This window comes from Micromonospora hortensis (genome assembly GCF_022230935.1).
Lineage (GTDB): Bacteria > Actinomycetota > Actinomycetes > Mycobacteriales > Micromonosporaceae > Micromonospora > Micromonospora hortensis.
Genome location: NZ_JAKKFE010000044.1, coordinates 1 through 11,452, shown reverse-complemented (window position 1 = coordinate 11,452; position 11,452 = coordinate 1). Strand labels below are relative to the sequence as shown.

Here is an 11,452-nt window from a genome sequence, read left to right as displayed (position 1 = left end):
GCCTGCTGGTTCGCTCGCTGCGCTCGCTCACTGGGACACCTTAACGACGACCGTCTGAGCGAACTTGTCGTGGAGGCACTGCTGCCACGGCTTGTCCCAGAGCTGCCACAACCCGTCCAGGTAGCTCAGCCCCGGGACGAAGCCAGAGAACTGCTGCACCAGGAACCGCTTCGCGGCGGCCCGGCGGTCGAGGGAGCGCGTCGGATCCAGCGGCACGATCCGCAGCTTCATCATCTTCTTGCCGAAGGTCTGGCCGGTCTTGAACATCATCTCGACGTAGTAGACGTACGCGAGCATGAGCGAGATCGCGATGATCCCGAGGTCCAGCCACAGCAGGGGCAGCAGGAGTTCACGGAGATAGTCGGGCTCGCGGATCGAGCCGTCCGACGCGAACAGGGCGAGATCGGGCGCAACGACAACGAGGAAGATGATCGCCGCGGGCACCGCGAGCACCAGGCCGACCACCATGAAGACCGCGGCGTCGAGCAACATGGCCAGCAGTCGATCGCTGAAGCTGGCCAGCGGCTGTCCGCCCGGGGTCAGCGTCGGGGGCGGGGCCACCGGTCGCTGTGGTCCGCCGTAGAACTGCGGCGGGGCGTACCCGGGTGGGGCGTACTGCGGCGGCGCGGCGTACCCGTGGGGGTGTGGGCCGGGCTGCGGCGCGAAGCCGCCGGCGGTGGGTCGGGGCCCACCGGCCGGCGGCGTCGGGTACGACGGAGGTTGCGTCACGCTCGCAAGTGTTACAGGTTGCCGCGGGCTTCCTGCTCCCGCTCGATCGCCTGGAAGAGCGCCTTGAAGTTGCCCTTGCCGAAGCCCAGCGAGCCGTGCCGCTCGATCAGCTCGAAGAAGACTGTGGGACGGTCCTGCACCGGCTTGGTGAAGATCTGGAGCAGGTAGCCGTCCTCGTCCCGGTCGACCAGGATCTTGCGGGCCTTCAGCTCCTCGATCGGCACCCGCACCTTGCCGATCCGCTCGCGCAGCTCCGGGTCGTCGTAGTACGAGTCCGGGGTGTCCAGGAACTCCAGGCCCGCCGCGCGCATCGCGTCGACGCTGGCCAGGATGTCGTTGGTGGCGACGGCGATGTGCTGCGCGCCCGGGCCCTGGTAGAACTCCAGGTACTCGTCGATCTGGGACTTCTTGCGGGCGATCGCCGGCTCGTTGAGCGGGAACTTCACCTTGCGGGTGCCGTTCGCCACGACCTTGCTCATCAGCGCCGAGTAGTCGGTGGCGATGTCGTCGCCGACGAACTCCGCCATGTTGGAGAAGCCCATCACCCGCTTGTAGAACTCGACCCACTCGTCCATCCGGCCCAGCTCCACGTTGCCGACCACGTGGTCGACGGCCTGGAAGAAGCGCTTCGGCTGGATGCCGGCGTCGATCATCGGCTGCCGGTCCACGATCGGGCCCCGGGCCACGAAGCCGGGCAGGAACGGGCCGCTGTAGCGGGACCGGTCGACGAGCGTGTGCCGGGTGTCGCCGTACGCGGCGATGGAGGCCATCCGGACCGTGCCGTGCTCGTCGGTCACCTCGTGCGGCTCGACGACGCTGGCGGCGCCCTGCGCGATGGCGTGCGCGTACGCGGCGTCCACGTTCGGGACCTCCAGCGCGATGTCGCTGATCCCGTCGCTGTGCCGGGCCACGTGCTCGGCGCCCTCGGCGTCCGGGCGCACCGCGCCGGTCAGCACGAACCGGGCCGAGCCGCTGGTCAGCACGTACTGGGCGTGGTCCCGGTAGCCCTGCTCGGGGCCGCGGTACGCCACGCAGGTCATGCCGAAGGCGGTGGAGTAGTAGTGGGCGGCCTGCTTGGCGTTGCCGACCAGGAAGTGCACGTGGTCGAGGCCCCGGACCGGGAACGGGTCGTGGCTGATGTCGTGGTCGACAGCGCCGACGAGCCGGTCGACGTCGACGTCCTCGGTCGACTGGGGTCGGTCGATCGCCTGGGTCATGGTGGGCTCCCTCGCGTACCGGCCGGCCTTGTGGGCCGCCGTGGTCGGTTCTTGTGGCGAGGATCGCTGGCCCGGCATCGAGTGGGCAACTGTTGGCGGAAATGCTGGTCAGGTTGCGCATTCGGTATGGTGCTCACTCATGAATGGTGAGCAGAATGTACAGCTCGACTCGCTCGATGTGCGCTTGATCGAACTGCTCGCCGAGGAGCCGCGGATCGGGGTGCTGGAGTGCTCCCGGCGGCTCGGGGTGGCCCGGGGCACCGTGCAGGCGAGGCTGGACAAGCTTGTCGAGCGGCGGGTCATCGAGGGCTTCGGCCCCGAGATCGCGCCGGCCGCGATCGGGTTCGGGGTGACCAGCTTCGTCACCCTGGAGATCAGTCAGCGGCACGGCCACGACCCGGTCACCGCTCACCTCGCCGCCATCCCCGAGGTGTTGGAGGCGCACACCATCACCGGCTCCAGCGACCTGCTCTGCCGGATCGTGGCCCGCTCCAACACCGACCTGCAACGGGTCATCGACCAGATCGTGTCGTCCGTCGGCATCACCCGCGCCTCGACGATCATCGCGCTGGCCGAGCAGATCCCCTACCGCACGCTTCCGCTGGTGCGCAGCGCTGTTCGGTCCGAGGGAAGGGCGCTGTAACACCTCCGAGCGCAGAAAGCGCGGCGACACGGCGGCGCGGGCGTACGGAAGATCCGTGATCGTGGCTACGGTGTGCGGGTGGCGAAGGGGAGCGTGCGCGGTGGGCTGCTGCTTGGCCTCGCCGTGGTCGTCGCGCTCGCCGCGACAGGCGTGTGGAACCCGTTCCCCGGCCTGTGGGACTGGGTGGACCGCAGCGAACCCATCTCCGAGCCCGACGTGGTCTGGCAGCAACGGGTCGGTGGCACTCCGCGCAGCGTGACAATCGCCGGCGACGCCGTCGTGGTCGAGCAGCGCACCCGGGTCGAGGCTCGCAGCCTGGCCACCGGCGCCCAACTCTGGGAGCGCAAGGCGGACTGGGCGGCGGTCGCCGGCGGCGACCGGGACCCGGTAGTGGCCGTGGGCAAGCTCCTGGTCAAGGGGTACGAGCTGCTCGACCCGACGACGGGGGTGACCCGGCGGCGTGACGATGACGCGGTGGCCGTCTGGACGTACCGCAACCTGCTCCTCGACGCCAGGTGCACGGACGCCACCGACTGCACCCTGAGCGCCTGGGACCCGCGTGGCACGGCGCCGCTCTGGACGGCCTTCCTGCCCGGGGTGCACAGCGGCCTGCTCGCCGACAACCCGGGTCTGCGCGGCACCCGCCGGCTCACCGCCACCCGGATCGACGACGGCGTGGCCGGGGCGGAGGCCGCGCCACCGCTGCTCGGCTTCCCGGTCGACGGTCGGGTCCACGTGGTGGACACCGCCACCGGCCGGGTGCTGCAGAACGTCGAGCCCGGCCGGGAGGAGCGGCTCTCCGTCGTGGGCGGCCGGCTGCTGCGGATCGCCGCCCGCTCCCAGGACGGCACCTGTTACTTCGCCATCTCCGCCCGCGACTCGGCCACCGGGCAGGAAGCCTGGCAGCGGGCCGGGATCAACCTGCGCACCGCCGACTCCGCCGGCTGCGTGCAACGCGAGGACCCGCAGGGTGCGCGGAACGTGCTGATCGGCGTCGCCCCGGACGGCCGCGAGGCGGTCATCGACGGGTACGACGGCCGGCTGCTCTGGGTCGGCGAGCCGGGCACCAAGCTGATCGCGGTGGACGACCGTTCGGCGGTGTTCCGGGCCGCCGACAAACGTTCGGTCATCGCCCGCGAGTTGGGCACCGAGAAGGTGCTCTGGACGCGGCAGGCCAGCGGCAAGGCCGGGGCCGCGCTCACCCCGTACGCGGCGGTGGTGGCCGACGAGAAGCCGTCCCGGCTGGCGGCACTGGACCCACGCACCGGCCGGGAGTTGGCGGCCCTGCGCACCTCGGCGAACGCCCTCGCCGTCGGGTCACAGGGGATGATCATCGGTGAGGGGCGGGAGATCGGGTACGTCCGTTTCGGCGCGTCCGGAAGCTCGCCCAGCCGACCGCCCGGCAACGGTGGGAATCCCGGGCCGGGCGGCCCCGGCCCCGGCGGGCCGAACGACGGCGACTGCGGGCCGAAGGGGGAACTCTGCCCCGACCCGGGCGGCGGCAAGGACGGCTGAGCGGGCGGTTCGTCCGAAGATCGGGATGGCGGCCGGGCCCAGCGCGCCCGGTGGATGAGAGCGGCGTCCCAGGACCCGCCCGGCGGGTGGGAGTGATCGACCGGTCTGCCCTAGGCTTGCCGCTCATGAGCAGTGCCGCCGCATTCTCGTACGCCCCTCTGCTGCCAACCGGCCCGGACCAGACGGACTATCGCCTGGTCACCGACGAGGGCGTGGACGTCGTACACGGCCCGGGAGGCCGTCGGTTCCTCACCGTGGAGCCGGCCGCGCTCACCGCGCTGACCGCCGAGGCGATGCACGACATCGCGCACTTCCTGCGCCCCGCACACCTGGCGCAGCTCCGGGCGATCATCGACGACCCGGCCGCCTCGCCGAACGACCGGTTCGTCGCGCTGGACCTGCTGCGCAACGCCAACATCGCCGCCGGCGGTGTCCTGCCCATGTGCCAGGACACCGGCACCGCCATCGTGATGGGCAAACGCGGTCGGCACGTGCTGACCGACGGTGCCGACGCGGAGGCCATCTCCCGGGGCGTCTACCAGGCGTACACCAAGCTCAATCTGCGCTACTCCCAACTCGCTCCCCTGACCATGTGGGACGAGCGGAACACCGGCAGCAACCTGCCCGCCCAGGTAGACCTGTACGCCGAGGACCCGGACGGGCACCCCGACGCGTACAAGTTCCTGTTCATGGCCAAGGGCGGTGGCTCGGCCAACAAGTCGTACCTCTACCAGGAGACGAAAGCGCTGCTCAATCCAACGCGGATGATGCAGTTCCTGGAGGAGAAGCTGCGGCTGATCGGCACCGCCGCCTGTCCGCCGTACCACCTGGCCGTCGTCATCGGCGGCACCTCCGCCGAGTACGCGCTGAAGACCGCGAAGTACGCCAGCGCCAAGTATCTTGACGCGCTGCCCACAACGGGTTCGATGAGCGCGCACGGCTTCCGCGACCTGGAGCTGGAGGCGGAGGTCCTGGAGCTGACCCGCAACTTCGGCATCGGCGCGCAGTTCGGTGGGCGGTACTTCTGCCACGACGTACGGGTGGTCCGGTTGCCCCGGCACGGTGCGTCCTGCCCGGTGGCTATCGCCGTCTCCTGCTCGGCGGACCGCCAGGCCGTCGCCAAGATCACCCCGTCGGGCGTGTGGCTGGAGCGGCTCGAAACCGACCCGGCGCGGTTCCTGCCCGACGTCACCGACGATTCGCTCGACGCCGAGTTGGTGGTCCGGGTCGACCTGAACCGGCCGATGGACGAGATCCGCGCGGAACTGTCGAAGTACCCGGTGAAGACGCGCCTTTCCCTCTCCGGGCCGCTCGTCGTCGCCCGGGACATCGCCCACGCCAAGATCGCCGAGCGGCTGGACGCCGGTGAGCCGATGCCGCAGTACCTGCGTGACCACGCGGTCTACTACGCAGGCCCGGCGAAGACCCCCGAGGGGTACGCGTCCGGCTCGTTCGGCCCGACCACCGCCGGCCGGATGGACGCCTACGTGGAGAAGTTCCAGGCCGCCGGTGGCTCCCAGGTGATGCTGGCCAAGGGCAACCGGTCGGGTCAGGTGACCCGATCCTGCCAGCAGCACGGCGGCTTCTACCTCGGCTCGATCGGCGGCCCCGCGGCCCGCCTCGCCCAGGACTGCATCAAGCACGTCGAGGTGCTCGAATACGCGGAGCTGGGCATGGAGGCCGTCTGGAAGATCGAGGTGGAGGACTTTCCCGCCTTCATCGTGGTCGACGACAAGGGCAACGACTTCTTCGCCGAGGTCACCAAGCCGGTGCTCACCGTCGGCCGCCGCTGACCCCACAGGTACGCGAAAGGGCGCCGGGCGAAGTCGCCCGGCGCCCGTTCTGTCGCCCGTGCTCTGCCGACATCGGTACGCCCGCCCCCTGGGGTGGGACGGGCGCACCGCCCCCGTCGGATGCCGTCACCGACAACTCGGAATGAGTGTGCTGCGCACCGCTGTCGATCCGCTCTCAGATCACTATCGCCTGACCGAGGCGGTCTGTTATCACCGGACTACTCTGCTGGAAGTTGCACCACTGATGCGGGAGAGCAGATGCGGTTCGGGATCCTGGGGCCTCTGCGGGTGGGCGGTGGCGAGTCCACTGTCACCGCCGGACGCGACCGGATCGTGCTCGCCATGCTCTTGTTGCGGGCTGGCCGGCTCGTGCCGGTCGACGAGCTGGTCGACGCGGTGTGGGAGGACCGCCCGCCGGCCACCGCCCGAGCGCAGTTGCAGACCTGCGTGTCGCGGTTGCGTCGCCGGTTCACCGAACTCGAGCTGGCACCGGACCTCATCGTCACCGACCCGGCGGGGTACGGGGTGCGTACCGCACCGACCGACCTGGACGCCGAGGTCTTCACCCGGGGTGTGGAGGCGGCCCGATCCGCCGCGACGGCCGGTCGCCTGGTAGACGCGCGTGCCGAATTCCGCGCCGCCTTGGCGTTGTGGCGCGGGCCGGCGCTGGGTGGAATCCCGAGCCGGAGCGTCCGCCGCCGTGCACAGGCACTCGACGAGCAGCGTCTCACCGCGCTGGAGGAGTGCGTCGATGTCGAGCTGCGCCTCGGTCTGGCCGCCGAACTCATCGAGGAGTTGGCGGAGAGCGTCGACCGGCATCCGCTGCGGGAGCGGCTGCGCGGCCAACTGATGCTGGCGCTGTCCGCGGTCGGGCGGCAGGCCGACGCGCTCGCGGTCTACCGGGAGGGCCGGCGGTTCTACGCGGATGAGTTGGGCATCGAGCCCGGCGCCGAGTTGCAGGAGCTGCACCAGCGGGTGCTCGCCGGTGACCTGGCCCTGGCCGGTCGGGAAGCGTGGCCGATCGCTCCGGTCCGCTCGCTGCCCCGGGCGATCGGCGACTTCACCGGCCGGCAGCAGACGCTGGCCCGCCTGGTCAAGGAGGTGGAGGCCGGGGCCCGGATCCAGCTCATCGACGGCATGGCGGGCAGCGGCAAGACCACCCTCGCGGTGCACCTCGCCACCGCCCTCGCAGACGACTACCCGGACGCCCAGCTCTACCTCGACCTGCATGGGCACAGCGAGCGCACGCCGTTGACGCCGGCTGCGGCGGTGGCGACGCTGCTGCGGCAACTCGGTGTGCCCGACGAGCGCGTACCGGCGAACCAGGACGACCGTTTGGCGCTCTGGCGCTCCGAGCTGTCCGGCCGGCGGGCCCTGCTGGTGTTGGACAACGCGGCCACCGCCGACCAGGTGACACCCCTGCTGCCCAACGGCTCGCGATGCCTGATCCTGATCACCAGTCGTCGACGGCTGGTCGGGGTGGACGAGGGCCGGCCCTCGTCGCTTCCCGTGCTCGACACCGACGAGGGGGTCGAGCTGCTGGGGCGGGTGGTCGGCATGAACCGGGTGGCAGCCGAGCCGGAGGCCGCCACCGAGGTGGTCCGACGCTGTGGTCACCTGCCTCTCGCCATCCGACTGGCCGGTGCCCGACTGGCACACCGACCCCGTTGGCGGATCGCCGACCTGGCCGAGCGGCTGAGCACCCGACCGGACCCGTTGGCCGAGTTCGAAGCGGGCGAACGGTCCGTCGGTCGAGCCTTCGCCCTGTCGTACGCCCAGGTGTCGCCGGCGGCGCAGCGCGCGTTCCGGCTGCTGGGTCTGCACCCGGGGGTACGGTTCGACAACCTGGTCGCGGCCGTACTGGTCGAACTGCCGCTGCCCGAGGTCCAGGACCTGCTCGACGAGTTGGTCGACGCGCACCTGGTGGAGGAGGCGGAGCCCAGCCGCTACCGGTTGCACGACCTGGTCCGGGAGTACGCGCGGACGCTGGTCGCCGAGCCTGAGCGGGCAGGCGAGCGGCGGGACGCCATCGAGCGTCTGCTCGATCACCACCTGCACGTCGCCACGGCGATCGCTCGCGAGAGGGAGCTCTCCTCGACCCAACCGCTGATCTTGGTGACGGTGCCGGTTCGGGCTGACCTGGTCACGATCGTCACCGAGCAGGGTCGAACCTGGCTCAACGAGAACCTTGCCCTGTGGCCCGCACTGGTCCGGTTGGCGGAGACCGAGGGGCTTCTCCAGAAGTGCTGGCAGTTGGCGAGGGCGTGCTGGCACGCCCAGTTCGAGAGTGGCCGCCTGGACGAGTTGATCGAGACGCACTCCGCGGGCCTGCGCGCCGCCGAGGAGTTGGGCGACGATCGGGCGGTCGCGACAATGCTCAACTATCTCGCCTCGGCCCACTACCGGTTGGGTGCTTTCCCCGAGTCGATCCGGGTGATGGAAAGGTCGCTGGAGATTTTCCGCCGGCTCGGTCTGCGCCGTGAGTTCCGCAACACCCTTGGCAACCTGGGCACCTCTTACGCCGCCAACTTCGAGTTCCGCCGGGCCCGGGAGTGCTACGACGCTGCCCGCGCGCTGGCGACGCGGCTGCGCGACAAGGAGGCGCTGGCGAACGAGCTCAACAACCTCGCGATGACCCTGCTTCTCTGGGGACGGTTCGACGAGGCGCTGCGCACCGCCCGGCGGCACCTGGGGATCGCCCGCGAGGTCGGCGATCCGCGCCGGATCGGCAACGCCCTCGGGCACCTCGGGATGATCCGGCATCGGATGGGTGACGTGGTGCCGGCCGAGCGGTTGCTGCGGGTGGCGCTGCGCGTCAAGCGAGAGGTGGGCACCCGGTTTGGCGAGGGTGAGGTGTTGAACGAAATCGGGATGATGGAACGGGAGGCTGGCCGTCCGGAACGGGCCGCCGATCTGCACCGTGCGGCACTGGTCGCGATGACCGAGGCGGGGGATCGCATCGCCCAGTGCGGCTCGCGCAACCTGCTGGCCCGAGCCATCCTGGATCAGGGGGACGTGACAAGCGCGCTCGACCTGCATCGTCGGGTGCTCGTCGACGCCACCGGGCTGGGTTCCCCACGCGAGCAGGGCCTAGCGTTGGAGGGCATCGCCCGCTGCGTACGGGCCACCGATCCGGCGGCCGCCCGCGCGCACCTGGAGCGAGCGCTGGCGCTGTTTCGGCAGATCGAGTCGCCGGATCAGCACGAGGTGGAACGGCTGCTCACCGAGTTGGGCTGACGGATCATCTGCGAGTCGGCCACGGGCGCGGCAGGATGGTACGCGTGACGACTCCAGAGGCGACCGGTTACCGCATCGAACGCGACTCGATGGGCGAGGTGGAGGTGCCCGCCGAGGCGCTGTGGCGGGCGCAGACCCAGCGCGCGGTGCAGAATTTCCCGATTTCCGGCCGGGGCCTCGAACCGGCCCAGATCAAGGCCCTCGCCCAGATCAAGGGCGCGGCGGCCGAGGTCAACGGCGAGCTGGGCGTGATCGACGCCAACGTGGCCGCCGCGATCGCCGCCGCCGCCGCGCACGTCGCCGACGGTGGTTACGACGACCAGTTCCCGGTGGACGTGTTCCAGACCGGCTCCGGCACCTCGTCGAACATGAACACCAACGAGGTGATCGCGACCCTGGCCAGCCGGGAACTGGGCTCCCCGGTGCACCCGAACGACCACGTCAACGCCTCCCAGTCGAGCAACGACGTCTTCCCGTCCTCGATCCACCTGGCGGCCACCCAGTTCATCGTCGAAGACCTGCTGCCGTCGCTGGCGCACCTGGCCTCGGCGTTGGAGGCCAAGGCCGCCGAGTTCGAGACGGTGGTCAAGGCCGGGCGTACCCACCTGATGGACGCCACCCCGGTCACCCTCGGTCAGGAGTTCGGTGGGTACGCGGCCCAGGTCCGCTACGGGATCGAACGGCTGGAGGGAGCGCTGCCCCGACTGGCCGAGCTGCCGCTGGGCGGCACCGCCGTCGGCACCGGGATCAACACCCCGCTCGGCTTCGCCGCCGCCGTGATCGACAGGTTGCGTGAGTCGACCGGGTTGCCGCTGAGCGAGGCGCGAAACCACTTCGAGGCGCAGGGCGCGCGGGACGCGCTGGTGGAGACCTCGGGGCAGTTGCGGACCGTGGCGATCGGCCTCTACAAGATCGCCAACGACATCCGCTGGATGGGCTCCGGCCCTCGCGCCGGCCTGCGCGAGCTGCGCATCCCGGACCTCCAGCCCGGCTCGTCGATCATGCCGGGCAAGGTCAATCCGGTGGTCGCCGAGGCGATGCGGCAGGTCTGCGCCCAGGTGATCGGCAACGATGCGACCGTCGGCTTCGCCGGCTCACAGGGCGACTTCGAGCTGAACGTGATGCTCCCGGTGATGGGCCGCAACCTGCTGGAGTCGATCCGGCTGCTCTCCGCGGTGAGCCGGCTCTTCGCCGACCGGCTGGTGGTCGGCCTGGTCGCGGACGCCGAGGTCTGCCTGGCGTACGCCGAGGGCTCACCGTCGATCGTCACCCCACTCAACCGCTACCTGGGGTACGACGAGGCCGCGTCGATCGCCAAGGAGGCGCTGGCCAAGCAGACCTCGATCCGCGAGGTGGTCATCTCCCGGGGGCACGTCGACTCCGGCAAGCTCACCGAGACCCAGCTGGACGAGACGTTGGACCTGCTCCGGATGACCCATCCCTGACCCGTCCTGCCCCGCCCGGCTCGGCCCGCCCTGCCGCAGCCTGCCCTGGTCAGGGTAGGTGCCGTGGTCTCGCCCAACCGAGGAAGCGGGCGAAGAGCGCGGCGGGGTCGGGGCCGTCGTGCGGGTTGAGTCGGTACAGGTCGGCAGCCGCCTCGTGCAGGACGGCGCACAGGTAGATGCTCAACCCGATGCGGTCGTGCGCGTACTCCTGACGCAGTGTGAGTCGGGCGACCGGGCACGGCCAGGGCGCGGCGCAGACCCGGCAGAGCCAGAGCGGGCGCAGCGGCAGGTGCGGTCGGAGTGGTGCCGTCGCGCGGCCGTCCGGGGCGATCCGGGACATGCTGTGGCCTTTCGTTGACCGGACTGCGCCGGGGTGTCGCCGGGCTAGGGGTCGCGCCGGACTTGCGTCGGAGCTGCGCCACCTGCGCTGCGCCACCTGCCCTGCGCAAGATCGTGCTCGATCCTGGATGTAGTGGCTTCCGCACGCCAGGACCCCACTCTTTCCAGGATCGAGCACGATCTTGTGTGGTCGGTCGGGGCTGCCGGCGGGTTCGGTGGCCGATGTGGTTGGTCGGGTGGTGGGCGTGGCCGGTCGGGTGGTGGGCGCGGCTGGAATGGTGGGCGTGGTCGGCCCGGGGTGGCCCGCGTGTGCGTGGGCGGGGTAGCAGGTGTCGGCGGGTCCGGCAATGTCTTGGGCTGACGCTTTGGACCTGACTCGTTTGTGGCATCGCCTCCGCTTGTCCTGGTGGTAGCACTCCGGCTGTGGCGCGCTCTGGTCGTGGCGCACTCCGGCTGTGGGTCGCGCTGGCTGTGGGTCGCGCTGGCTGTGGGTCGCGCTGGCTGTGGGTCGCGCTGGCTGTGGGTCTCGTGGGG

The 11,452-nt window shown here is 70.7% G+C and carries 8 protein-coding genes; 5 read left to right on the top strand and 3 right to left on the bottom strand.

All coding sequences use genetic code 11. The features are described 5' to 3' along the window. Nucleotides 1–27 precede the first annotated feature (27 nt). Nucleotides 28–729 carry an RDD family protein gene (locus NIE111_RS26230; protein WP_238686990.1) on the bottom strand — a complete coding sequence of 234 codons (702 nt, stop codon included), beginning with the start codon at nt 727–729 and terminating at the stop codon, nt 28–30. 11 nt (nt 730–740) lie between these two features. After that, nucleotides 741–1,946 (bottom strand): 4-hydroxyphenylpyruvate dioxygenase, encoded by a 1,206-nt coding sequence (gene hppD, locus NIE111_RS26225; protein ID WP_238686989.1) that lies wholly within the window; start codon nt 1,944–1,946, stop codon nt 741–743. Between the two features lie 139 nt (nt 1,947–2,085). Between hppD and NIE111_RS26220 the strand changes: the two genes are divergently transcribed. The 5 genes from NIE111_RS26220 to NIE111_RS26200 all read left to right on the top strand — a co-directional run bounded on the left by NIE111_RS26220 (nt 2,086) and on the right by NIE111_RS26200 (nt 10,579). After that, complete coding sequence (locus NIE111_RS26220; RefSeq protein WP_238686988.1) at nt 2,086–2,589, top strand: Lrp/AsnC family transcriptional regulator; 504 nt, start codon at nt 2,086–2,088, stop codon at nt 2,587–2,589. A gap of 72 nt (nt 2,590–2,661) precedes the next feature. Then, complete coding sequence (locus NIE111_RS26215) at nt 2,662–4,104, top strand: outer membrane protein assembly factor BamB family protein (RefSeq protein ID WP_372488405.1); 1,443 nt, start codon at nt 2,662–2,664, stop codon at nt 4,102–4,104. A 125-nt stretch (nt 4,105–4,229) separates the two neighbouring features. After that, nucleotides 4,230–5,897 carry a fumarate hydratase gene (locus NIE111_RS26210; RefSeq protein ID WP_238686987.1) on the top strand — a complete coding sequence of 556 codons (1,668 nt, stop codon included), beginning with the start codon at nt 4,230–4,232 and terminating at the stop codon, nt 5,895–5,897. A gap of 258 nt (nt 5,898–6,155) precedes the next feature. Further along, complete coding sequence (locus NIE111_RS26205; protein ID WP_238686986.1) at nt 6,156–9,134, top strand: AfsR/SARP family transcriptional regulator; 2,979 nt, start codon at nt 6,156–6,158, stop codon at nt 9,132–9,134. A gap of 35 nt (nt 9,135–9,169) precedes the next feature. Beyond that, entirely contained in the window at nt 9,170–10,579 is a 1,410-nt protein-coding gene (locus tag NIE111_RS26200) for a class II fumarate hydratase (protein ID WP_208603809.1), read from the top strand. Nucleotides 10,580–10,628: 49 nt separating this feature from the next. Here NIE111_RS26200 and NIE111_RS26195 read toward each other — a convergent pair whose 3' ends face one another. Then, nucleotides 10,629–10,919: a hypothetical protein gene (locus NIE111_RS26195; RefSeq protein ID WP_238686985.1), complete on the bottom strand. Its 291-nt coding sequence runs from the start codon at nt 10,917–10,919 to the stop codon at nt 10,629–10,631. Nucleotides 10,920–11,452 lie beyond the last annotated feature (533 nt).